The sequence below is a fragment of the Pseudarthrobacter equi genome, assembly GCF_900105535.1.
Classification (GTDB): Bacteria; Actinomycetota; Actinomycetes; order Actinomycetales; family Micrococcaceae; genus Arthrobacter; species Arthrobacter equi.
The window spans coordinates 2,470,848-2,493,505 of the sequence record NZ_LT629779.1 but is presented as its reverse complement, the minus strand read 5'-3'; the positions used below and the strand labels follow the sequence as shown (position 1 = coordinate 2,493,505).

Here is a 22,658-nt window from a genome sequence, read left to right as displayed (position 1 = left end):
CGCGGCAGGCAATGGCGGCCTTTGCAGCGTGATTAGATAGCTGGGTGTCACATGAGAATCTGCACCGCGACGAAGCTGCCGGCCGCTCGGCCCTGATCAGCACCGCCAGCTACGACGTCTCCCTCGACGTCCGCCAGGCCGAAGATCCGGAGGCTGCCGGCTACACCACCCGCAGCGTCATCACGTTTACTGCCGCGGAAGCGGGCACGTCCACGTTCCTGGACTTCATTGGCAGCGGCGTGCACAGCGTGTTCCTCAACGGCAGGGGCCTGCCGGTGGAGGACGTGGTGGACGGTGCGCGCATCAGGCTGGACAACCTGCAGCTGGAAAACCAGGTGACGGTCACCGGAACAGCCCTGTACAGCCGTTCCGGTGAGGGCATGCACCGGTTCGTGGACCCCGCCGATGGCCAGACCTACCTCTACACGCAATACGAACCGGCGGACGCGCGCAGGGTCTTCGCCAACTTCGAGCAGCCGGACCTCAAAGCCACCTACACCTTCCACCTGATGGCCCCTGCTTCCTGGCAGGTGGCATCCAACGGCGTGGAAACCGCCCGGACCCTGCTCACCAGCGACCCCGCCACAGCACGCTGGGATTTTGCCACCACCCTGCCGATGTCCACGTACATCACCACCGTGCTGGCCGGCCCATATTTCAAGGCTGAAGACCGCTGGCAGGGAACGCTGGAGGACGGCACGCACCTGGACGTCCCCTTGGCGCTCTACTGCCGGGCCTCCATGGCAGAATCCTTCGACACCGCCGAGTTGTTCCGGCTTACCAAAGCCGGCCTGGACTTCTTCAACGAGCTCTTCGACTACCCCTACCCCTGGGGCAAGTACGATCAGGCTTTCGTTCCCGAATACAACCTGGGCGCCATGGAAAACCCGGGGCTCGTGACGTTCACCGAGAGCTACGTCTTCACCTCCCGGGCCACGGACGCCCAGTACCAGGCCCGGGCCAACACACTGATGCACGAGATGGCGCACATGTGGTTCGGCGACCTCGTCACCATGCAGTGGTGGGACGATCTCTGGCTCAAGGAATCCTTCGCCGATTACATGGGCACCCTCGCCGTGGACCGGGCCACCGCTTGGGACACTGCCTGGGCCAACTTCGCCAACAAGCGGAAGGCCTGGGCCTACGTCCAGGACCAGCTGCCCACCACGCACCCCATCGTCGCGGACATCCCGGACCTGGAAGCGGCCAAGCAGAACTTTGACGGCATCACGTACGCCAAGGGCGCCTCCGTGCTCAAGCAACTGGTGGCCTATGTGGGCTTTGACGCCTTCATCGCCGGATCCCGGGAGTACTTCCGCAAGCACGCCTACGGCAACACCACCCTGGCAGACCTCCTGGAAGCCCTAAGCTCCGCTTCCGGACGCGACCTCTCGGAATGGGCGCGCCAGTGGCTGCAGACATCGGGGATTTCCACGCTGGCCCTGGAAGCGACCCCAGAGGGAGCGCACGACGACGGCGGGCTTGGCTCCACAGCCATCGTCCAGGAGGCCACGGACCCTGTCACGGGACGGGACGAGCTGCGGCCGCACCGGCTCAGGGTGGGCCTGTACGACTTCGACGGCGGCGGCGCCCTGGTACGTACCGGCAGCATCGAAACGGATGTGGCCGGTGCCCGCACGGAGCTCCCGCAACTGGCCGGGCGGCGGCGGCCGGCCCTCCTGCTGGTCAACGACGACGACCTGACCTACGCCAAGGTCCGCCTTGACCCCGTCTCCGAAGCCACGGTCCTCGCCTCCCTGGACCGGATCAGTGACCCCATGGCCCGCGCCCTGTGCTGGACTGCGCTGTGGAACTCGGCCCGTGACGGCGAAACCCCTGCCGAACGGTACGTAACGGCGGTGGCGGCGTTCGGTCCGTCCGAAACCGGGATCGGCGTGCTGCTTAACATCCTCGATAACGCCTGCACCGCCGTGGAACGCTATACGCCCGCATCCCGCCGCGATGCCGTCCGTGCTTCCTTCCTGGGCACCGCCGGCGCCCAGTTGCGGCGGGCCGAACCGGGCTCGGACCAGCAGCTTGCCTGGGCGCGCACGCTGGGAACGCTCAGCCGGCATGACGCTTCGCTGCTGCCGCTGCTGAGGGGCCTGCTGGACGGTTCCGAACAGGTGCCCGGCCTGGCCGTGGACGCCGAACTCCGCTGGCACTTCTGGCACGCCCTCGCTGCCAATGGCCAGGCATCCGCGGCGGAGCTCGATGCCGAACTGGCGACGGATAACACCGCCTCGGGACGGGCCGGCCATGCCACGGCCGGTGCTGCCCGGCCGGAGGCGGACGTGAAGGCGGCGGCCTGGGCCGAAGCCGTGCAGGGCACAGCGTTGTCCAACCAGCTCCTGACGGCGACCATCACCGGGTTCGGCACGGCCCCGGCGGCCCTGCTGGAACCCTACGTTGAGCCGTACTTCGGCTGCCTGCGGGAAGTCTGGGACAGCCGCAGCATCGAAATCGCCAGCCGGATCGTGCGGGGCCTGTTCCCGTCAGACCAGGACGTCGCTAACAACGCAGACCCCGGTGCCCATCCGGTGCTGCGCAGGACCGACGCCTGGCTTGAGGCGAACGCCGATGCGCCCCGTGCGCTGCGGCGGATCATCGTGGAGCAGCGCAACCACCTGCTGCGGGCACTTACCGCGCAGGCCGTCGTCGTTGGTTCACCCGATCCGGCCCACTCTGCGCCGTAACGGCCAAGGGCCGCTGCGCCGGTCTCTACCGTGCGCAGCAACCCGCAGGCCAATGTGCGGAGCGGGTCAGGGGACCCGGTGCAGCCATTCCTCGGTGCCGAACTTGGTGGCCGCGCGTTCCCGCGCTGCAGCGAGCTCGGCATCGGTCAGCTCCGAGTGCGTTGCCCCGTACCGGCCCGTGAACACGTCCATCATGGCTCCGATGATGTCCGTGCGGGCCAGTCCGGTCTGGCGGCGCAGCGGATCCACCCGTTTCTTGGCGCTGCGGGTGCCCTTGTCCGAGAGCTTCTCCTTGCCGATGCGCAGGACGTCCACCATCTTGTCGGCGTCGATGTCGTAGCTCATGGTCACGTGGTGGAGCATGCCGCCGTTGGCCAGCCGTTTCTGGGCGGCACCGCCGATCTTGCCCTGGTCCGTGGCGATGTCGTTAAGCGGGACGTAGAAGGCTGTTACGCCGATCTTCTCGAGCGCCGCCATCACCCAGGAATCGAGGAACGGGTAGGAATCGGCGAAGCTGAGCCCGTCCACCAGGGTCTGGGGCAGGTACAGGGAGTAGGTGATGCAGTTGCCGGCCTCCATAAACATCGCTCCCCCGCCGCTGATCCGGCGGACCACCTTGATGCCGTGCCGGGCCACGCCGTCAGGGTCCACCTCGTTCCGGACGGACTGGAAGCTGCCGATGACCACTGAGGGTTCCTGCCAGTCCCAGAACCGCAGGGTGGGGTTGCGGCGGCCCGCACCGACTTCTTCGGTAAGGACTTCGTCGAGGGCCACGTTGATTTCGGTGGGCAGGACGTTGGGGGCGATGACATTCCAGTGGTGGTCCGCCCAGGAGGTGGCCTTGGCCAGGGCCCGCCGGACGGTCACGGCGACGGCGTCGGCGGAAAAGCCGAACAGGGTCGCGTCGGCGGGCAGGGCGGCAGTGACTGCCGCTGCGAGGTCTGCGGCCGGGGTGGTTTCCGGGAGCCCCGTGAGTGCCCGGTTGATGGCCAGGAGGGCCTCGTCCGGCTCGAGGAAGAAGTCACCGCTGATCGAGACGTCGGCCAGGACGCCGCCGGCCACTGAAAGGTCCGCCACCACCAGCTTGCCGCCCGGTACCTTGTACTCGCCGTGCCGGCGGGGGTTTGTTGCTGCGTCCTGGTCCGGGGAGGTCGTATGGCTCATGGTTTACATCCTGCCGTACGGCGTGCCCGCGCCGCCAACGGGCCGTCAACGCAAAGAAAGCCCGCACCATTCCCGGTGCGGGCTTTCCGAAAAGCTATGGGTGGAAGAATTACTTCTTGCCGCCGAAGCCCTTGAAGCGTGCGTTGAAGCGCTCGACGCGGCCTGCGGAGTCCATGATGCGCTGCTTGCCCGTGTAGAACGGGTGGGACTCGGAGGAGATTTCGACGTCGATGACCGGGTAGGTGTTGCCGTCTTCCCACTCGATGGTCTTCGAGGAAGACACGGTGGACTTGGTCAGGAACTTGGTACCGGAGGCCAGGTCATTGAAAACGACGGCGGCGTACTTCGGGTGGATATCAGACTTCATAATGGGGCCTTTGTTCGCGCAACTGGATTTTGCCAGCTGCCAGGTATGAATGGGATGGCCCGGTTCCGCGTCGAAAGACACAAGAGGGCCAGCAGTCAATACTAGCGGATCACGGAGGCACCTGCGAACCGCACCACGGCGCCTTCCGGGCCTTCACCTGCAGGGTCCCGGCTTAGCGTCGGGGGCGCAGTTCCCAGAATGCCACTGCAGACGCCGCGGCCACGTTGAGCGAGTCCACGCCGTTGCGCATGGGGATCTTCACGGCGAGGTCGACGGCGGCCAGCGTCTCCGGGCTCATGCCCGCCCCTTCCGTGCCCAGGACCAGGGCCAGCCGGTCCGGATTGCCGGCCGCGACGGCGTCGACGTCCAGTGCATCGGGAGTCAGTTCCAGGGCGGCCACAGTGAAGCCGTGGTCCTTGAGGACCTGCAAGTCACCCGGCCAGCTGTCCAGGCGCGCCCACGGAACCTGGAACACCGTCCCCATGCTGACGCGGACACTGCGCCGGTACAGCGGGTCGCCGCAGCGCGGCGAAACCAGGACGGCGTCGATGTCCAGGGCGGCCGCCGAGCGGAAGATGGCGCCCACATTGGTGTGGTCCACGATGTCTTCGAGCACCGCAACCCTTCGGGCACCGGCCAGGAGCTCCGGCAGGGGCACGGGGCGGGGCCGCTGCATGGCGGCCATGGCTCCGCGGTGGAGGTGGAAACCGGTGATCTCCTCCAGGAGGGCGGCTTTGCCGATGAACACCGGGACGTCAGGATAGGCCCGGAAGACGTCGTCGAGGTCTGCGAGCCATTTCTCCGCCAGGAAGAACGAACGCGGCTGGTGGCCGGCCGCGAGGGCCCGCCTCAGGACGCGGGAGGACTCGGCAATGTACATCCCCTCGCGCGGTTCGCGGAGCTTGCGGAGATGGACATCTGTCAGCGTGGTGTAGTCGCTGACCCGCGGGTCGCTGGCGGACTCAAGGTAGTGGAAGGGCACCGGAAGATTATTTCAGGAGGTTGGCGACCATGACGACGAGCGCCACGATGCCCAGGGTGAAGATCACGCCGCGGAGGACTTTGGGGGAAAGCTTCCGGCCAACCTTGGCGCCGGCTAGCCCGCCGATGGTGGAGCTGACGGCGATCAGGAGGACCACCAGCCAGTTGATCCGGTCGAAGGCGAACAGCAGGTAGGAGATTGCAGCCACCATGTTGACGCCCAGGACCAGGAAGTTCTTCATGGCGTTGGCGTTCTGCATGGTTCCGCTGAGGAAGACGCCCAGGATGCCTACCAGCAGGATGCCCTGGGCGGCCACGAAGTAGCCGCCGTAGACGCCCGCCAGGTAAACGAGCACCACCAGCAGCACGCCGTGGCTGCGGTCGCGGACGGCATGTTCGGGGTTCTGTTCGCGGTTGCGCACCCAGGACTGCAGCTTGGGCTGGAACATCACCATGAGCAGCGCCAGGACCAGCAGTACCGGAGCTACGTAATGGAAGACTTTCTCTGGCAAATGGAGGAGCAGCCAGGCGCCGGTGATCCCGCCGAGCAGCGAGGCCGGGAGCAGCTTCAGCAGCTGCCGGCCCCGTCCTGCCAGCTCGCGCCGGTAACCCCAGGCGCCGGCGGCAGTGCCGGCCACCAGGCCCATGGCATTGCTCATGGACGCGACAACGGGGGTGATGCCCAGTGCAATGAGGACGGGGAAGGTCACCAGCGTGCCGGAGCCGACCACCGCGTTGATGGTGCCGGCCCATAGGCCGGCGAAAAAGACCAGGATGCTGCTAAGAATCTCCACAGTAAGTGTCCCGACCAGCCCTTAGCGGCGGGCGGTGGCGGCGTAGCGGCCGCCATTTTCCGTGACGTCCAGGGCCAGTCCGAACGTTTCACTGAGGTGCTTGTCGGTGAGGACCTCGGTAATGGGGCCGGCCGCCACCACGCCGCCGTCGCGCAGCAGCATGGCATGGGTGAAGCCCGGGGGTACCTCTTCAAGGTGGTGGGTCACCAGGACCATCGCGGGCGCTGCCTCGTCCCGGGCCAGTTCGCCCAGCTTGTGGACCAGTTCTTCGCGGCCCCCCAGGTCAAGGCCTGCGGCCGGCTCGTCCAGCAGGAGCAGCTCAGGATCGGTCATGAGGGCGCGGGCAATCTGGACGCGCTTGCGTTCGCCTTCGGACAGGGTGGCGAACGTCCGGTTCAGCAGCGGACCCATTCCCCAGTCGTTCAGGAGGCGGAAGGCGCGGCGTTCGTCGTCGCGCTCGTAGCCTTCACGCCAGCGCCCGGTGACGCCGTAGGCGGCCGTGACCACCACGTTGAGGACGTTCTCGTGCTCCGGGATCTGGGTGGCCAGCGCGGCCGACGACAGGCCGATGCGGGGACGCAGTTCGAAGACGTCGGTGCGGCCGAGGATTTCGTCGAGGATTCCGGCCTTGCCGCTGCTGGGGTGCAGGCGTGCCGCCGCGATCTGGAGGAGCGTGGTTTTTCCGGCGCCGTTGGGGCCGAGGATGACCCAGCGTTCGCCTTCGTTGACCTGCCAGTCGACCTTGTCCAGCAGGGTCTTTTTGCCTCGGACAACGCTAACGGCGTCCAGTTCCAGAACATCACTCATAGGAATAGACACTAGGACAAAAAAGTGGACGACTGATAACCGGTGTGACCACTCCCCCGCCGCATGTCCGGCCGCGGCGCCGGGCCGGTAGCGCTCTGCAATGAATACACGGGACCATTCTTGCGCTGGCTAAGATTGCAGGCATGACTTCCAACGTGACTGCGGTCAGCTATGGCCAAAATCTGACCGACACCGGACTGGCGCAGCTGCGTTCCATCCTCGCGGAGCACGGTGCAGCTGCAGGAGCCGAATCCACGGCCGGCGACTACCGCTACCAGGTGCGCATCACGGAACTGGAACTGCCGGATGCCACCGAGGCCGGGCTGGCTGCGCTCCGCAGCGCCGTGGCCGGGGCCGCCATCCCTGGAATGGACACCGCCCTGGTGCCCGGGGACCTGCGCTCGGCCGGCCGGAAGCTGCTGATCATGGACGTGGACTCCACCCTGATCCAGCAGGAGGTCATCGAACTCCTGGCCGCGTATGCGGGCAAGCGGGACGAGGTGGCCGCGGTTACCGAAGCGGCCATGCGCGGGGAGCTGGACTTTGCCCAGAGCCTGCACGCGCGGGTGGCCGTCCTCGCCGGGCTGCCGGCCGACGTCGTCAATTCCGTCCGCCACGAAGTGAAGCTCAGCGAAGGCGCCGCCATACTCGTGGCCGCCTTCAAGGCGGCCGGGCACCCGGTAGCCGTAGTCTCCGGCGGGTTCAACCAGATTCTCGAGCCCATCGCAGGGGACCTTGGCCTGGACTACTGGCAGGCCAACGAACTGGAAATCGTTGACGGTGCCCTGACCGGCAAGGTCCTGGGCGCGGTGGTGGACCGGGCGGCCAAGGAGAAGTACCTGCGCGAGTGGGCGGCCGCCGAGGGGATCGCCATGGAACACACCATTGCCGTGGGCGACGGCGCCAACGACCTCGACATGCTGGGCGCAGCCGGGATTGGGGTGGCCTTCAACGCCAAGCCGGCCGTGCGGGCCGTCGCCGATTCTGCCGTCAACATGCCCTACCTTGATGCAGTGCGCCACATCGCCGGGGTCTGACCGCCCACGGGTGCTGACGAAAAGAGGTGCCCGGCGCAAATGCGCCGGGCACCTCTTTTTGAGTCAGTGGACTACTGGCCGCTCTTACCGAAGTAGTCTGCGCCGCCGGCGTATTCCGTGTGGCCGGACTCGACGTCAGCGGTGGCCATTCCGGCCACCACCTGGGCGAACTCTTCCACGGAGTACAGCTTCCCGGCTTCGGCACGGCGGGCCTCGATGGCGCCCGGCGTCGAACGGTCCAGCAGCGTGGCGGTGACGGTGCCCTCAATCATGTCGCCGGAAACCACCACCAGGCTGATGCCCTTCTCCGCGAGGTTGGGGATGAGTTCCCGCAGTGCGTCCTCACCGGCACGCTTGCTGCGGGCCACGGCCTCATAGGCGGGCATGGTGGGAACCGTGTTGATGAAGTGTGCCTGGTGGCTGGTCACGAAGACAACGCGGGAGCCTTCCTGCATCAGCGGCACAGCGGCGTTGAGCATGTTGAGCTGTGCGTCGCGGTTGAGCTTGAGCGCGTAGTCCTCCCCCATGCCGGTTTCCATGCCGCCCGAGGCGTTCAGAACCAGGACGTCCAGGGAACCGAAGTTCTCCATGGCAGCGGAGGCCAGCGCCTGGACGCCTTCCTGGGTGGTCAGGTCGGCGCCCACGGCCACGGCGCGGCCGCCGTCGGCCTCAATGCCCTGGACCACTTTGTTGGCGCGCGGTGCCTTCTGGCGGTAGTTGACCACGACGGCGGCGCCCTCGCCGGCGAGGATCTTCGCTACGTCAGCGCCGATTCCGCGTGATGATCCGGTGACGATGGCGGTCTTGTTGTCCAGCAGTCCCATCTGGGCTCCTTTGTTTGAAACGTCTAAAGTGAAGCGGCTCTGAACTCCATCATGCCAGCGCGACTTGCTGATTCCGTTGTCCGGGTCCCACAAAGAAGCGCCGGACCGCTGGTGGCAGCCGCGTGGGGTTCGAAGGTCAGTGCCCCATGCCCAAACCGCCGTCAACCGGGATGACAGCGCCGGAGATGTAGGACGCTTCGTCGCTGGAAATCCAGCGCACCACGTTGGCCACCTCGTCGGCGTCGGCGAACCGGCCGGCGGGGATGCTGGCCAGGTAATCCTTCTGGGTGGCTTCAGGGAGTTCAGCCGTCATGTCCGTGTTGATGAAGCCGGGGGCGACGACGTTTGCGGTGATGCCGCGGGAACCGAGTTCGCGGGTCAGCGACCGGGCGATGCCCACCAGGCCGGCCTTGGACGCTGAGTAGTTGATCTGGCCGGGGGCGCCATACAGGCCCGAGACGGAGGAGATCAGGACCACGCGGCCCTTGCGCAGCCGGATCATGCCCTTGGACGCGCGCTTGATGACACGGAACGCGCCGGTGAGGTTCGTGTCGATGACGGAGGTGAAGTCGGTTTCGCTCATCCTCAGCAGGAGGGTGTCCTTGGTGATGCCGGCGTTGGCCACCAGCACTTCGACGGGACCGTGGGCTGCTTCCACTTCCTTGAACGCCGCATCCACGGATGCCTCATCGGTGACATCGGCCTTCACTCCCAGGATTCCTTCAGGCAGTTCCGATTCACTGCGGTAGGTAACAGCCACCTTGTCCCCGTTGGCCAGGAATGCTTTGGCGATGGCCAGGCCGATCCCGCGGTTGCCGCCGGTGATCAGGACGCTGCGGGGGGCGGTAACTGCTTCAGTCATGGAGGAACTCCGGAATTCTGCGGCGGGATGCACCGCGGTAGGAAGGTGGAATTTGGCTGCCTCCGATCTTAGCGCCCGGGCCCGCCCGGGTTTGGGTGCCACTGCCGATGGTGAGAGAATTGAGGCAAGCCTTTGGAGCGTGAGAAACCACTGTGACCCTTGAAAACCACGCGGGACGTTCGGTGCCCGGAGAACCCGGCCGGTTCTCCGAGGACGCGGAAGTCCACAGCATTACGGATGCCGCGGAATCCCATTCCGAGGACATTCGCAGGCGCATGGTCAAGTACGCGCTGGCGATGGGCATCCGCATGGTGTGCCTGGTCATGATTTTTGTCCTGGACGGCTGGCTCAAGATCATCGCCGTGGCCGGTGCAGTGTTCCTGCCGTGGATCGCGGTAGTCATTGCCAACGGCAGCGACATGGCCGAAGAGCACAGTGAAGCGCTACTGGATTCAGCGCCGCTGGCCGAGTTGGAAGCGCCGCCGCCGTCAACGGGCCATGAGGAACAGGGTTCCGAGGTGCTGCAGGGCGAGCTTATTAATGACGACGACGAACCGGACATCGGAGAGGGGCGGCAGGGGCCGTGAGTATTTTTGATTTCGCCGCCGGAACCAGCCCGGCAGCATCAGACTCCGCGCTTTGCTCCCGGAAGGCGTGCCGCTCCGGAGCGTCCTGGCAGCTGCTCTGGAACAACCCCAAAATCCATACCCCGGAGCGCCGGAAGACGTGGCTGGCCTGCGAGGACCACCGCGGCTGGCTCGAGGACTACCTGCAGACCCGCGGCCTGTGGAAGGAAACCCTGCCCCTTCAGCCCGGCAGTACGGACAGCATTTTGGAGCAGGACAACTGAATGTACCGTTTTCTCTTCTCCAGCAAATGGCTGGGTTATCTGCTGCTGGCCGCGATCTTTGCCACGGCCTGCGTGTTCCTGGGCCGTTGGCAGATGGACCGGCGCGCCGAAACCCTCGCCGAGATTAATCGCGTTGTCAGCAACTATTCCGCCACCCCCTTTCCTTTCGCGGCAGCCCGGGACCAGTTCTCACAGCTTGATCCAGCCAAGGAATGGACGCAGGTGCAGGTGCAGGGCACCTACGACACCGACGGCCAGCGGATCGTGCGCAACCGCCCCCTGAACGGCCAGCCGGGCTACGAAGTGGTGGTTCCGTTCAAGCTGGCCACCGGCGAAACGGTCATCATCGACCGTGGGTGGCTGCCCATCGGCAACAATAACCCCGGCAGCCCGGACTCGGTTCCCGCGCCGCCCTCCGGCGAAGTGACAGCCGTGGTCCGGCTGAAGCATCCGGAACCGGAGCTGAACCGCGGCGCACCTGCAGGTCAGCTGGCGTCCATCGACCTCCCCACCTACGCGGCCCAGCTCGGCTACCCGGTGCTGACGGGAGCCTACGGCCAGCTCGCCTCGGAGACGCCCGCGGCCGCTGAGATGCCGGTGGCGTTCCCGAAACCGTCCACCGAAGAAGGCACGCACCTGTCCTATTCGCTGCAATGGTTCGCGTTCGGCGTGCTGATGTTCGTGGGCTTCGGCTACGCGGCGCGGCAGCAGGCCCGCAACGCCGCCATCGACGCCGAGGAAGACGAGGCCGAAGCAGCGGGGACCATTCACGCCGCGGTTCCGTCCCGCCGTCGTACGGCCCCCGCCCGCAAGCGGAAGAAGGCGACAGCCGAGGAAGAGGAAGACGCGCTGCTGGACGCGCAGGGATACTGACGCCCGCCTTCACGCGCCCTTGGTGCGATGGCTCGCGTCCGCCTCGCAGCGCGCGTGATTTCCCGCGTGCTGGCTCGTTCCTCGCCTTTGACGCACGCTACATAAATCACCTACGCCGCTCCGCTCGTGCGTCGCGCCCCCGCGAGCGTCTTGAGGCAGTGCAGACCGACCTGCCGTGAGCAGGACCGGGAACAAGAAGTATGAACGGCCGCATGTGGCTACCAAAGCGGACCTGCACAGGATCACGGGCGCGGAGGAAATGCCCGTCCGCTGACCAAGGCACCAACGCGACTATGGCAAAAGCAAAGCGACGCGGCTGATTTGTGTAGCGTGCGTCAAAGGCGACGAAGGAGCCAGCACGCGGCAAATCGGGCGCGCCGCGCAGCGAAGGCGAGCGTCATACGACTAGGCCAGCGTGATGAGGTCCAGGTAGTCCTCGTTCCAGTGGTCCTCGACGCCGTCGGGCAGCAGCACGACGCGTTCGGGGTTCAGCGCCTCAACGGCGCCTTCATCGTGGCTGACGAGGACGACGGCGCCGGTGTAGTTCCGGAGCGCGCCGAGGATTTCCGCGCGGCTGGCAGGGTCCAGGTTGTTGGTGGGTTCGTCGAGGAGCAGGACGTTGGCGCTGGACGCCACGATGGTGGCCAGTGCCAGGCGGGTCTTCTCACCGCCGGACAGGACGCCGGCAGGTTTGTCGACGTCGTCACCGGAGAACAGGAATGAACCCAGGATGCCGCGCACCTCGGCGTCCTTCATGTCGGGTGCGGACGAGCGCATGTTCTCAAGGACGGTGCGGTTAACGTCAAGGGTCTCGTGTTCCTGGGCGTAGTAGCCCACCTTGAGCCCGTGCCCCGGCACGATTTCGCCGGTGTCCGGCTGGTCCACGCCGGCAAGCATGCGCAGCAGGGTGGTTTTGCCGGCACCGTTGAGGCCGAGGATGACCACCTTGGAGCCGCGGTCGATGGCGAGGTCCACGTCCGTGAAGATCTCCAGGGAGCCATAGGACTTGCTGAGCCCGTCTGCGGTGAGCGGGGTCTTGCCGCACGGCGACGGATCCGGGAACCGGAGGGCGGCCACGCGGTCGTTCTCGCGGACGGCTTCGAGGCCGCTGAGGAGCCGCTCGGCGCGCTTGGCCATGTTCTGCGCGGCCACGGCTTTGGTGGCCTTCGCCCGCATCTTGTTGGCCTGGTCGAAAAGGACCTGGGCCTTCTTCTCGGCATTGGCGCGTTCCCGCTTACGGGCGCGCTCATCCGTTTCCCGCTGGGTGAGGTACCGCTTCCAGTCCATGTTGTAGAAATCGATCTGGGCCCGGTTGGCGTCCAGCAGGAACACCTTGTTGACGGTGGCTTCGAGGAGTTCGGTGTCGTGGCTGATGACGATCAGCCCGCCCTGGTGGTTCTTCAGGAAGTCGCGAAGCCAGGCGATGGAGTCGGCGTCGAGGTGGTTGGTGGGCTCATCGAGGAGCATGGTCTCGGCATCCGAGTAGAGGATCCGGGCCAGTTCCACGCGGCGGCGCTGGCCACCGGAAAGTGTCTTGAGCGGCTGGTTCAGCAGGCGGTCAGGCAGTGCGAGGTTCGAGCAGATGGATGCTGCTTCTGCCTCCGCGGCGTAGCCGCCCGCCGCCAGGAACTCGGATTCGAGCCGGTCGTAGCGGTTCATGGCCTTCTGCTGCACGGCAGCGTCCTCGCTGGCCATTTCGTCATGGGCCTTGCGGAGTTTTCCGACGACGATGTCCAGGCCGCGGGCGGAGAGGATCCGGTCCCGCGCCAGCTGCTCCATGTCCGGGGTGCGCGGGTCCTGCGGCAGGTAGCCGATCTCGCCGCTGCGGGTCACCTTGCCGGCAGCGGGAAGCCCTTCGCCTGCCAGGACACGTGTGAGCGTGGTCTTGCCGGCTCCGTTGCGTCCCACCAGGCCGATCTTGTCGCCCTTATCGATGCGGAAGCTCACCTGATCCATCAGGAGCCGGGCACCGGCGCGGAGTTCAAGATCCTGGACAGTAATCACAGAAGGTAAGGCCTTTCACAACGGGGAACGCCGCAGCCCCAACAGAAATGGCGGGGGCTGGAGGCAGAGTGGCCGGAGAACGGCCTTGACAAGTCTACCGTCCATGCCAAGGAAACCGGACCTTCCGGTTCGGACCGGGGTATCAGAAGGCGTAGCGGACCCGGCAGTAGGGGGTGATCTCCTCGATCAGCGCCGTCAGCTGCCGCACGTAGCGGCCCTTGGTTCCGCTGCGGTAACGGACGTTGCTGAAGCCGTTGGAGGAGGTCTTGGCCTCCTGCAGGTCCGGACGCCAGAGGACCTTCTCCGCCTGCGGGTGCCATCCGAGGTTGACCTTGTGGAGCCCCTCATTGTGGGTCAGGAAGATCACTTCCGCGGCAAGCTGCGCTTTGGCTGCAGGTGTCAGGGCGGCATCGAGCTGTTGAAGCAATTCGCGCCAGTCATCGAGCCAGGTCTCAGTGACCACCACCGGGGAGAAATTGACGTGTACCTCGTACCCGGCGTCGACGAAGTCGTTGATGGCGGCAATGCGTTCGGCCACCGGGGACGTCCGGACATCAATGGACTTCGCCAGGTGCGCGGGCATCAGCGAAAACCGGATCCGGGTGTGGCCGCCGTGGTCCCAGTTGAGGATGTCCCTGTTGACGTACTTCGTGGCGAATGACAGTTTGGCGGTGGGCAGTTCCCGGAAGAGCCCCACCAGGTCCTCCACGTTGTCACTGATCAGCGCATCCACGGAGCAGTCACTGTTTTCGCCGATGTCGTAGACCCAGAGTTCGGGGTCGCACTGGTTGGGTTCCAGCTTGATGCCCTGCCGGGTGGCGTGCCGTTCGAGTGCCGCGGCGATCTGGTTGATGTTGGCAAAGACGGTGACCGGGTTGCTGTAGCCCTTGTGGCGGGGGACGTAGCAATAGGCGCATGCCATGGCGCACCCGTTCGCCGTGGAGGGGGCGATAAAGTCAGCCGAGCGCCCGTTGGGCTTCACGGTCAAGGACTTCTTCACTCCGAGGACCAACGCCTCGGTCTTGATCCGGGACCACCGCGGCACGTTGGTTTCGTCGCCGTGCAGCTCCGGGATGTTCCAGTGGTTCTCGACAGGTACGACGTCGGCGTCCGGCCAGCGTTCCACGATCTCGCGGCCGCGGGGCAATTCCAGCGCCTCCGGCTGGGCGAAGATGCGCCGGATCTGCAGGAGCCGGTTGAATTCCATGACGCTATTCTTCCGAATCGCTGCAGCCGCTGCGGGCGGTTAAGCCAAGGGCTCACGCTGTTCGGCTACGTCCGGCGCGCCGGTTCCCCCGACGTTGCCCGAATTCCGGACCCGGTCGGCGGCGAGGATTCCGTCCCTCACCGCTGCCTTGATAACCCCGTAAAGAACATAAAAGAAGACAATCGACAGCACTACGAACACGACAATTTCCACTATTTCCCCCAAACATGCAGCTGCCACGGACGGCCTTGCCAGCCTAGGGCAATCCCCTGCGCCCGCGGCGGACCAGTGCCCTGAGCAGCCCGGCGCCGAAGCACAGCACCAGCACCAGGGCGAGGCCGGTCATCACCCAGGTGGCTGCGTAACCGGCCGCCGGCCCCACATAGCATGACGTATCCCCTCGGTAATCGTCGGTGTAGCCCGCGCAGCTTCCGATCGGTATCCACAGCCATCCCGTAAACAGCACCACGGGAGCGGTCAGCAGCAACCATGGCCATGCGCGGTTCCACGGCCACTCGTCAATTTGCCCCGCCATTGTTGCCCCCTTTGATGAAGGTAGTATGAACGAATTCTTGGGGGGAATGATGAAAATGTATAAACGCGTGTTTATCGCGCTGGCCGTTGCCGGCTGCCTTGCGGGCTGTACCTACACAGAGCCTGTGCCGACGGAGTCGGTGGAGTCAGCTGAGCGACCGCCGTCACCGGGGTTGCCCCAGCCGCCGGCTCCGGCCCCTTCAGTTGTGCCCCGCACACTGCAGGGGCAGTTCCAATCGCAGGCGGCCGTTACCCTGGGAACGGCCACGATCCGTGTTGCTGACTCGGGCACAGTCCTGCAGCTGGACGGTTTCACCACCGGGGCTGGCGACGACCTCCGGCTCATGCTCAGCCCGGGGATCCTGGCTCCGGACAGCACCGGCCAACCCGGCCTTTCCTCTTCCACCCTGATCGAACTGGGACCACTTAGTGGCAGCCCGCAACAGCGCATCGACATCGACGCCCGGATGTGGTCCGCCATGCCATCGCCGGTCAGGAGCGTAGTGGTCTACAACTACGCGGACAAGACCACCTACGCCACCGCAAACCTCTCGTAAGTGCCGGCCGGCGAGTTCCAACCCTGCGTGACATTGCCTTGCCTTGAGGCCGCTGCATGTGTGTAGGTAGGAAGTGCAATGACAGTTAGTGCCAACCCTATGGATGAGGAAGAAACACGGATGACTGAAACGACCACAGCAGAGCGTGCACAGCAGCTGAAGGCCCTCCACGAAGCACCGGAAATCCTCCAGGTGGTCAACGTGTGGGATGCCATCAGCGCGGCAACCGTCGCTGGCCTCCCGGAGACCAAGGCGATCGCCACCGCAGGGCATTCGATCGCAGCCGCGCTGGGTTATGCGGATGGAACCATGCCCCTGGACGTTGCCCTGGCGGGCGTCAGGCGAATCGTGGACGCCGTGGACCTGCCTGTCACTGCAGACCTCGACGACGGCTACGAGGACCCTGCCGAGACTATCCGGCGCGCCATCGGGATCGGCGTGGCCGGGGCCAACGTTGAAGACAGGCTGCGGCCCTTTGATGAAGCCGTTTCCCGGGTGCAGGCGATAGTGGCCGCAGCCGCTGCCGAAGGGGTGCCCTTCCAGCTCAATGCCCGCACCGACGCGCTGGTCCGTGCCGGGGACCGGCCGGTCAAGGACAGCATCGAGGATGCCATCGCCCGGGGCCGTGCCTTCCTCGACGCCGGTGCGGCACTGGTCTTTGTCCCGGGCGCCCTGACCCGGGACGTCATCGAACCCCTCGTTGACGGGCTCGGCCGCGGAAAGCTGTCCATTATTGGAGCCCCCGGGGCGCTCCCGGCAGCGCAACTCCAGGAACTTGGCGTGGCGCGGGTGTCGTACGGCCCCTTCACCCAACGGGTGGCACTCCGGGCGTTGCGGGACCTTGCCACGGACCTGTACGGGGCCGGCGTGATTCCCGCTGATACCCCCGCGCTGAACTAGGGAGGGACCGGGGAAGGGACGGCACGTCCGCGTGCCGTCCCTCCCTCCGCGTCAAACCAGCTCATCAGGCGGTTCTGCCGGCAGTTGTCCCCTGCCGCCAATCTTCGGGCCCGCTGCTTAGTAGATCCCCTACAAAATGGGCCCTGTTCCGTCCCAGTAACGTCGGCAGTACATTAGATTCCGCTTGTACAACCCCGACAGGACTTCAATGAGCAACACCGACACCGCCGTCACCTCCAGCCATTCCTCCAAACGCCGCCGCTGGAACGCCACAGACCTGGGCCTGATCGGCGTCTTCGCTGCACTGGTAGCCGGCGCCGCGCTCGTACCCGGCCTGGCCGTCAACGGCTTCGGCGTGCCCATCACCTTTCAGACCCTCGCCGTGATGCTCACCGGCCTGGTGCTCGGACCGGGTAGGGGCTTCGCCGCCGTCGGCCTCTACACCCTCCTGGGCCTTGCCGGACTGCCCATCTTCAGCCAGGGCCGCAGCGGCCTGGGCATCCTCGCCGGCCCGTCTGCGGGCTACATCATCGCGTTCCCCATCGCTGCCGCACTTGTCGGCTGGCTGGCAACCGTCGTGATCCGCCGCACCACCAAGGCCCGCGCGCTGTGGTTTTTCCTCGCCGCCACGGTCACCAGCATCCTCACCGTCCACACCCTGGGCGTCGCGGGCATCGCCCTTAACACGAAGGCCACCCTCGGCCAGGCCTTCCTCAGCGACCTCGTCTTCTACCCCGGGGACATCATCAAGAACATCCTCGCCGCAGGCATCGCCGTTGCCCTGCACCGCGCTTTCCCGGACGTCCTTGTCCGCCGCGCCCGCCGCAGCAACCAGCCTGTCCAGCCGGCCAAGGCCTAGGACGTACGCCAATGCCCGTAGTCACCTTTGACCAGGTAACAGTCGCCGTGGAGTCGGACCACTCCCCTGCGCCCAAGGTCCTCCTTGACAGCGTGAACCTCCGCCTGGCCGAACGCCGAGTGGGCGTCATCGGTGCCAATGGGTCCGGAAAGTCCACGCTGCTGCGCCTGGTGAACGGGCTCGTCCAGCCCACGGCAGGCACAGTAGCGGTCGACGGCGACGACACAGTCCGCGCGGTCCGGAAAGTCCGCCGGAGCGTCGGTTTCGTCTTCACCGACCCGCTGTCCCAGCTGGTCATGCCCACCGGCCGCGAGGATGTTGAGCTGTCGCTGCGCCGCTCTGTCCGGAACGGCCGCGAACGGCAGGCCATGGCCGAAGCCGCGCTCCACCGGCTTGGGCTGCTGCCCCTGGCAGACCAAAGCATCTACGAACTCTCCGGCGGGGAACGCCAGCTGATGGCGCTCGCGGCGGTCCTGGCGGTGGAGCCGGCGGTGCTGGTCCTCGATGAACCGTCCACGCTCCTGGATCTCAGGAACCGGGAACTGCTGCGCCACACCCTTGCGGGACTGGAACAGCAGGTCATCATGTCCACCCACGACCTCGAGCTCGCCCTGGACATGGACCGGGTCCTGGTAGTGGAGGACGGGACGGTGGCATACGACGGCGCCCCGGCAGACGCCGTCGCGTTCTACCGTGCCCTGTGCCTGGACGGGATGCGGCACCCCGCCGGCCCGGTCCGCGGTCCGGGCACGCCATGAGGGGTCACGGTTTCCTGCTGGCCAACTATGTGCCGGGAAACTCCTTTATTCACCGGTCACCCCTGGCCCTGAAGTTCCTTCTGGTGTTCGCCTGCGGGCTGGCATCGTTCCTGGTTGTCGACTGGCGCGTATCCCTGGCGGTGCTGGCTGCGCTGTGCGGGCTGTTCCTCCTGACCGGAGCCGGACCGAAGCGGCTGTGGCGCGCGGTCCGCCCGCTGCTTCCGGTGCTCCTGGTGATCGGGCTCTTCCAGTGGTGGCAGCTCGGTGCGCCCACAGCGGGCAGGATTGTCCTGAACATCCTGGTCTGCGTGGTGGCCGCGTCCCTGCTGACCGCAACCACCCCCGTGCAGCGGCTCCTGGACGGCGTGGTTGCGGCCGCCACTCCATTCCAGCGGTTCGGCGCCGATCCGGAGCGGTTCGCGCTCACCATCGGGGTCATGCTGCGCAGCATCCCCTACATCGCCGGAACCTTCGCCGACGTCAGGGACTCCGCCAGGGCGCGGGGGCTGGAGCGGAACCCGCGGGCATTGGTCCTGCCGGTTTTCATCACCTCGGTGGCCTACGCCCGCCAGACCGGCGAAGCGCTCGCCGCCAGGGGGCTTGGAGACGCGGAAGACCGCGGGCCCGGGGACTGAGCGGGCTGCGGGTCAGTCCAGGCGCCCGTAGCGCAGCAGGGCCGCCGTTCCCATGCCGCCGGCGCTGCTGATCATGGCCAGCCCCAGGCTCCCGGGTGTTCCCGCCCGGCGCGCCTGGGCCAGCAGCCTGGTCACCAGGACGGCGCCGGAGGCACCGTAGGCGTGCCCCAGGGCCAGCGCCCCGCCGTCAAGATTGGCGCGGGCAGGATCGATGCCCAGTTCGTCAAAGCAGGCGAGGGTCTGGGAGGCGAACGCCTCGTTGAATTCCACCAGGTCCAGCCCGGCTGCCTCTACACCGTGGGTGGAGAGCAGTTTCCGTGCTGCCTCGGCGGCACCCACACCCAGCACGTCCGGCGCCACCCCGACAGTGCAGGTGCCCAGCACCAGGAGCCCGTCTTCGGCGCCCAGGTCGCGGGCCCGCTGCAGGGAGGTCATGACGACGGCGGATGCGGCGTCAGCGTCGAAGCAGGAGTTTCCCGCGGTGACAGATCCCCCGGCCACGAACGCGGCCGGGAACCGCCCCATGACTGCAGGGGTAAGCCCGCGCCTCGGGCCGTCATCAGCCGTTACCGTCCCGCCGGCCGCGGCGAGCGGAACAATCTCCTGGTCATAGCGGCCTTCCACCATCGCTTCCAGCGCCTTCCGGTGGCTGCTGAGGGCAAAGGCGTCCTGCCGGTCACGGGCAATGCCATAGCGCCGGGCCACCGTCTCCGCCGCGACGCCCATGTCCGGGTCGCCAAAACTGGCCGGCACGAACTGGGCGCGGGCGTAGAACTCCGGGCCGCCGTCGGAATTCCTGTGCGCGCGCAAAGGAGCGGTGCTGGTACTTTCCACTCCCCCCGCGAGATAGAGCGGGTTCCCGCCGGCGGCCACCAGCTGCGCGGCGAGGGCGATCGCGTCCAGGCCGGACCCGCACTGGCGGTCCACGGTGATGCCCGGAACACTGACGGGCAAACCGGCTTCCAGGAGAGCCAGCCGGGCCACATTTCCACCTCCGCCCACCGCGTTGCCGATGACGACGTCGGTCACGGCGCCGGGTGCCGCAGCAGTTTCCTGGAGCAGGCTGCTGAGCACCGGGGCCAGGAGTTCATGGGCGCGGACGGTCCGCAGGGCGCCGTTGGTGCGGCACACAGGGGTCCGGCGGGCCGCGATGATCACGGGCTGGCGGTCTGCCGGAAGAAGGTCAGCTGCCAAGGCTCTTCACCCGTGGATCCCTGTGGGCGATCCACTCCAGCAGCAGGTTGCGGCTGACCTTGCCGCGGTCCGTGACGGGAAGCTCGGCGAGGACGAAGTACTGCAGCGGACGCTTGTCCCTGGCCAGGATGTCCTCCAGGGCTGACCGGAGCTGCGTTGCGGTGATGCCGCCGTGGGAAGGGACGACGCCGGCCACCACCTTCTGCCCGCGCAGGTCGTCGGGCATTCCGGCGGCGATGGCGGCGGAAACTCCGGGCACGGCACAGAGAGCCAGCTCCACCTCGTGCGGGTAGACGTTCCGGCCCGAGGTGAGGATCATGTCAGCCCGGCGGCCCAGGATATGCAGCCCGTCCGGGCCCAGGTAACCCTGGTCTCCCACGGTGTGCCAGTCGCGGAAGGACCGCAGGGCTTCGCCGTCATCGCCCCACAGGTAGCCGTTGCTGACCATGCCGCTGCGCACACAGATATTCCCATACCCGCCGTCCGGTACCGGTTGCCCGGCGTCATCAAGGATGCACACCTCAGCGCCGGGAAACGGCCGGCCTATGCAGGTGCTTCCGACGGCGGGTGGCTGGCTGGCTGACAGGCCGGTGCCCGAAACGAAGCTCAGTTCCGAGGCGCCGTAGTACTCGTAGATGGTGGCGTTGGGAGCCCAGCGGCGGGCCGCTTCCAGCGTCCTGGCATCAAGCTTGGAGCCGGCGCAGATGATGGTCCGGATCCCGGATGCGTCCACGCATCCGGTCAGTCCGCGTTCGCTCAGCATCCGCAGCATGGTGGGCACCAGCACCAGGCGGGTCACGCGGTCATGGGTGACGGCTGCGTGGACGTCGCCAACGTCGAAATGCTCCAGGGTCTGGAATTCGGATCCGGCGTAAAGGCACTCGGCCAGGCCGTAGAGGTTCAGGCTGGCGGCCAGCGGGCCGGGAGCCAGGGTCACATCGTCCTGGCGGAGGCCGAAGAATTCGATGGACGCCTCAAAGGACTCCTGCCACGAACGCCGGGACCGGGTGAACGCTTTCGGCACGGAGGTGGTACCCGACGTGAGGCCGATCAGGAACGTTGAGCCGGGCGGGCCGTCGGCCAGGGGGTCGTCCGTAGCCACCACTGCCGGTTCTGCTGACGACTGGACCCGCCGGACAATATCCTCCTGCAGCTGGGCGGGCCAGGCAGGATCCAGGACGGCGCACTGGCGTCCGCCGGCCACGGCCGCGGCAAACTTCACCGCGAAATCGATGGAATTGGCTTCACACAGCGTGGTCACCGATTTCGTTTCCGGAACCATGGCGGCCGCCCGGCCCCGCAGCTCGGCCCAGGACAGCCGCCGGCCGGCGATGGCCACGGCTGTGCCGTGCGGACGCTCGGTGGCCCAGCGCTGGATTCGGTCAAGGAAAGGCATCGGATCAACTTTACCGGCGGCCCTGATTGGGTGGCCGATCCGCGGGTATTGTGACGATATGAGTTTCAATGACAATGTGCAGCTGGATCCGTCCCAGGTCCAGGACCGGCGGGGAATGGGCCGCGGCGTAAAAGTTGGCGGCGGTATCGGTGGCGGACTCGTGCTGCTCGTAGCGCTGCTGCTGGGCATAGATCCCAACCTGCTGGGGGGCCTCACCGGCGGCGGCACAGCGGAACCCCAAACCCAGGGCAGCGCTCCTGCCTGCAGCACCGGCGCCGATGCCGACGCCCGGCTGGACTGCCGGATCACCGGCACGGTCAACAGCCTGAACGCGTTCTGGCCCGGCTACCTTCAGCAGTACAACGTCCAGTACCCGCGGCCGGAAGCCGTGATCTTCACGGGCGGCACCAACACCGGGTGCGGTGCAGCGACGTCCGAGGTGGGCCCGTTCTATTGCCCCACGGACACCACTGCCTACTTCGACCCGGGGTTCTTCCAGGAGCTGGTGGACCGGTTCGGTTCCTCCGGCGGTCCGCTCGCGCAGGAGTACGTGGTGGCCCATGAGTTCGGCCACCACATCCAGAACGTCCTCGGTGACCTGGGCCGCGCCCAGCAGGATCCGCAGGGCCCGGAATCCGGGTCCGTCCGCACGGAGCTGCAGGCTGACTGCTATGCAGGGCTGTGGGCCAAGTACGCCTCCACCACGCCGAACCCGGATACCGGCCAGCCGTACCTGGAGCCGTTGAAGCAGCAGGACGTCAACGATGCCCTCTCCGCCGCTGCCTCCGTGGGCGACGACCGTATCCAGAAGGCCGCCACCGGACGCGTGTCCCCTGAGGGCTGGACGCATGGCTCCAGCGAGGAACGCCAGCGCTGGTTTGCCCGCGGCTACGAGTCCGGCGACATCAAGCAGTGCGACACGTTCAGCGCCCCCACGCTTTAGCCCCCGCGCACCCTTAAAAGTTCAACGGCCTGTCACCTTCGTGGAGAAGGTGACAGGCCGTCGTCGTACTACAGGTTTTTCAGATGTTGAAGCCGAGGGCCCGCATCTGGTCCTTACCGTCGTCGGTGATCCGCTCGGGACCCCATGGCGGCATCCAGACCCAGTTCAGGCGCCAGTCATCCACAACGCTTTCCAGGGCTTTGCCCACCTGTTCCTCGAGGACATCGGTGAGGGGGCAGGCCGCCGTGGTGAGCGTCATGTCGATCAGGAGCGCACCGTCGTCATCGGAGTACTTCAGGCCGTACAGCAGCCCAAGGTCCACCACGTTGACGCCAAGCTCAGGATCGATGACGTCCTTGAGGGCTTCCTCGACGTCTTCCAGGGCCGTGCGGCCCGGCACGATTTCGGTCATGGCA

25 protein-coding genes are annotated in these 22,658 nt (G+C 66.5%); 11 read left to right on the top strand and 14 right to left on the bottom strand.

From position 1 onward, the window contains the following. Positions 1-44 precede the first annotated feature (44 nt). Positions 45-2,696, top strand: a complete 2,652-nt coding sequence (gene pepN, locus BLT71_RS11165; RefSeq protein ID WP_091720179.1) for an aminopeptidase N — start codon at positions 45-47, stop codon at positions 2,694-2,696. A 66-nt stretch (positions 2,697-2,762) separates the two neighbouring features. Here the strand turns inward: pepN and BLT71_RS11160 are convergent, their stop codons facing one another. The 5 genes from BLT71_RS11160 to BLT71_RS11140 all read right to left on the bottom strand — a co-directional run bounded on the left by BLT71_RS11160 (position 2,763) and on the right by BLT71_RS11140 (position 6,809). Continuing rightward, positions 2,763-3,860, bottom strand: coding sequence for a lipoate--protein ligase family protein (locus tag BLT71_RS11160; RefSeq protein WP_091720176.1), 1,098 nt, complete (start codon positions 3,858-3,860; stop codon positions 2,763-2,765). A 109-nt stretch (positions 3,861-3,969) separates the two neighbouring features. Beyond that, the gene (locus BLT71_RS11155; RefSeq protein ID WP_015937073.1) at positions 3,970-4,227 is read right to left on the bottom strand and encodes a type B 50S ribosomal protein L31; all 258 of its coding nucleotides are present in this window, start codon (positions 4,225-4,227) and stop codon (positions 3,970-3,972) included. Positions 4,228-4,399: 172 nt separating this feature from the next. Continuing rightward, a complete protein-coding gene (locus BLT71_RS11150) occupies positions 4,400-5,209 on the bottom strand; it encodes a TrmH family RNA methyltransferase (RefSeq protein ID WP_091720173.1) in 810 nt (269 codons plus the stop codon). A gap of 7 nt (positions 5,210-5,216) precedes the next feature. Further along, positions 5,217-6,002: a sulfite exporter TauE/SafE family protein gene (locus BLT71_RS11145; protein WP_091720171.1), complete on the bottom strand. Its 786-nt coding sequence runs from the start codon at positions 6,000-6,002 to the stop codon at positions 5,217-5,219. A gap of 21 nt (positions 6,003-6,023) precedes the next feature. After that, positions 6,024-6,809 (bottom strand): ABC transporter ATP-binding protein, encoded by a 786-nt coding sequence (locus BLT71_RS11140; protein ID WP_091720168.1) that lies wholly within the window; start codon positions 6,807-6,809, stop codon positions 6,024-6,026. A gap of 143 nt (positions 6,810-6,952) precedes the next feature. Between BLT71_RS11140 and serB the strand changes: the two genes are divergently transcribed. Next, entirely contained in the window at positions 6,953-7,846 is an 894-nt protein-coding gene (serB, locus tag BLT71_RS11135) for a phosphoserine phosphatase SerB (RefSeq protein WP_091720165.1), read from the top strand. Positions 7,847-7,917: 71 nt separating this feature from the next. Here serB and BLT71_RS11130 read toward each other — a convergent pair whose 3' ends face one another. Together BLT71_RS11130 and BLT71_RS11125 are read right to left on the bottom strand one after the other, a co-directional pair. Then, complete coding sequence (locus tag BLT71_RS11130; RefSeq protein ID WP_091720162.1) at positions 7,918-8,670, bottom strand: SDR family oxidoreductase; 753 nt, start codon at positions 8,668-8,670, stop codon at positions 7,918-7,920. A 136-nt stretch (positions 8,671-8,806) separates the two neighbouring features. Next, a complete protein-coding gene (locus tag BLT71_RS11125) occupies positions 8,807-9,532 on the bottom strand; it encodes a beta-ketoacyl-ACP reductase (RefSeq protein WP_091720160.1) in 726 nt (241 codons plus the stop codon). Between the two features lie 152 nt (positions 9,533-9,684). On the opposite strand from BLT71_RS11125, the gene BLT71_RS11120 reads away from it, so the two are divergent. From BLT71_RS11120 to BLT71_RS11110, 3 genes are read left to right on the top strand one after another with little or no spacing between them, the layout of a single operon-like run. After that, positions 9,685-10,119: a DUF3099 domain-containing protein gene (locus BLT71_RS11120; RefSeq protein WP_091720157.1), complete on the top strand. Its 435-nt coding sequence runs from the start codon at positions 9,685-9,687 to the stop codon at positions 10,117-10,119. After that, on the top strand, positions 10,116-10,382 hold the full coding sequence (locus BLT71_RS11115; RefSeq protein WP_091720154.1) for a hypothetical protein: 267 nt from the start codon (positions 10,116-10,118) through the stop codon (positions 10,380-10,382). The genes BLT71_RS11120 and BLT71_RS11115 overlap by 4 nt, the downstream gene beginning before the upstream one ends. Continuing rightward, the gene (locus tag BLT71_RS11110; RefSeq protein ID WP_091720152.1) at positions 10,383-11,255 is read left to right on the top strand and encodes an SURF1 family cytochrome oxidase biogenesis protein; all 873 of its coding nucleotides are present in this window, start codon (positions 10,383-10,385) and stop codon (positions 11,253-11,255) included. Between the two features lie 405 nt (positions 11,256-11,660). Here the strand turns inward: BLT71_RS11110 and BLT71_RS11105 are convergent, their stop codons facing one another. The 4 genes from BLT71_RS11105 to BLT71_RS11095 all read right to left on the bottom strand — a co-directional run bounded on the left by BLT71_RS11105 (position 11,661) and on the right by BLT71_RS11095 (position 15,001). Continuing rightward, entirely contained in the window at positions 11,661-13,259 is a 1,599-nt protein-coding gene (locus BLT71_RS11105; RefSeq protein WP_015937054.1) for an ABC-F family ATP-binding cassette domain-containing protein, read from the bottom strand. A gap of 142 nt (positions 13,260-13,401) precedes the next feature. Further along, positions 13,402-14,466, bottom strand: coding sequence for a spore photoproduct lyase family protein (locus BLT71_RS11100; RefSeq protein WP_091720149.1), 1,065 nt, complete (start codon positions 14,464-14,466; stop codon positions 13,402-13,404). 39 nt (positions 14,467-14,505) lie between these two features. Beyond that, entirely contained in the window at positions 14,506-14,679 is a 174-nt protein-coding gene (locus BLT71_RS20395; protein WP_172829874.1) for a hypothetical protein, read from the bottom strand. Between the two features lie 43 nt (positions 14,680-14,722). Next, positions 14,723-15,001, bottom strand: coding sequence for a hypothetical protein (locus tag BLT71_RS11095; RefSeq protein ID WP_091720146.1), 279 nt, complete (start codon positions 14,999-15,001; stop codon positions 14,723-14,725). Positions 15,002-15,206: 205 nt separating this feature from the next. On the opposite strand from BLT71_RS11095, the gene BLT71_RS11090 reads away from it, so the two are divergent. The 5 genes from BLT71_RS11090 to BLT71_RS11070 all read left to right on the top strand — a co-directional run bounded on the left by BLT71_RS11090 (position 15,207) and on the right by BLT71_RS11070 (position 18,709). Next, positions 15,207-15,557 carry a DM13 domain-containing protein gene (locus BLT71_RS11090; protein WP_231994271.1) on the top strand — a complete coding sequence of 117 codons (351 nt, stop codon included), beginning with the start codon at positions 15,207-15,209 and terminating at the stop codon, positions 15,555-15,557. Positions 15,558-15,677: 120 nt separating this feature from the next. Then, entirely contained in the window at positions 15,678-16,457 is a 780-nt protein-coding gene (locus BLT71_RS11085) for an isocitrate lyase/PEP mutase family protein (protein WP_091723978.1), read from the top strand. A 208-nt stretch (positions 16,458-16,665) separates the two neighbouring features. Continuing rightward, complete coding sequence (locus BLT71_RS11080) at positions 16,666-17,316, top strand: biotin transporter BioY (protein WP_091720141.1); 651 nt, start codon at positions 16,666-16,668, stop codon at positions 17,314-17,316. 11 nt (positions 17,317-17,327) lie between these two features. Continuing rightward, complete coding sequence (locus BLT71_RS11075) at positions 17,328-18,074, top strand: energy-coupling factor ABC transporter ATP-binding protein (protein ID WP_091720138.1); 747 nt, start codon at positions 17,328-17,330, stop codon at positions 18,072-18,074. Then, positions 18,071-18,709: an energy-coupling factor transporter transmembrane component T family protein gene (locus BLT71_RS11070; protein WP_091720136.1), complete on the top strand. Its 639-nt coding sequence runs from the start codon at positions 18,071-18,073 to the stop codon at positions 18,707-18,709. Before BLT71_RS11075 ends, BLT71_RS11070 begins: the two co-directional genes overlap by 4 nt. A gap of 12 nt (positions 18,710-18,721) precedes the next feature. Here the strand turns inward: BLT71_RS11070 and BLT71_RS11065 are convergent, their stop codons facing one another. Continuing rightward, positions 18,722-19,903: a thiolase family protein gene (locus BLT71_RS11065; protein WP_091720134.1), complete on the bottom strand. Its 1,182-nt coding sequence runs from the start codon at positions 19,901-19,903 to the stop codon at positions 18,722-18,724. Then, positions 19,893-21,299 carry a class I adenylate-forming enzyme family protein gene (locus tag BLT71_RS11060; RefSeq protein WP_091720132.1) on the bottom strand — a complete coding sequence of 469 codons (1,407 nt, stop codon included), beginning with the start codon at positions 21,297-21,299 and terminating at the stop codon, positions 19,893-19,895. Before BLT71_RS11060 ends, BLT71_RS11065 begins: the two co-directional genes overlap by 11 nt. 58 nt (positions 21,300-21,357) lie before the next feature. Here BLT71_RS11060 and ypfJ point away from each other — a divergent pair, with 58 nt between their 5' ends. After that, a complete protein-coding gene (gene ypfJ / locus BLT71_RS11055; protein WP_091720130.1) occupies positions 21,358-22,242 on the top strand; it encodes a KPN_02809 family neutral zinc metallopeptidase in 885 nt (294 codons plus the stop codon). Between the two features lie 79 nt (positions 22,243-22,321). Here ypfJ and BLT71_RS11050 read toward each other — a convergent pair whose 3' ends face one another. After that, positions 22,322-22,654 carry a metal-sulfur cluster assembly factor gene (locus BLT71_RS11050; RefSeq protein WP_091720128.1) on the bottom strand — a complete coding sequence of 111 codons (333 nt, stop codon included), beginning with the start codon at positions 22,652-22,654 and terminating at the stop codon, positions 22,322-22,324. Positions 22,655-22,658: the final 4 nt, after the last annotated feature.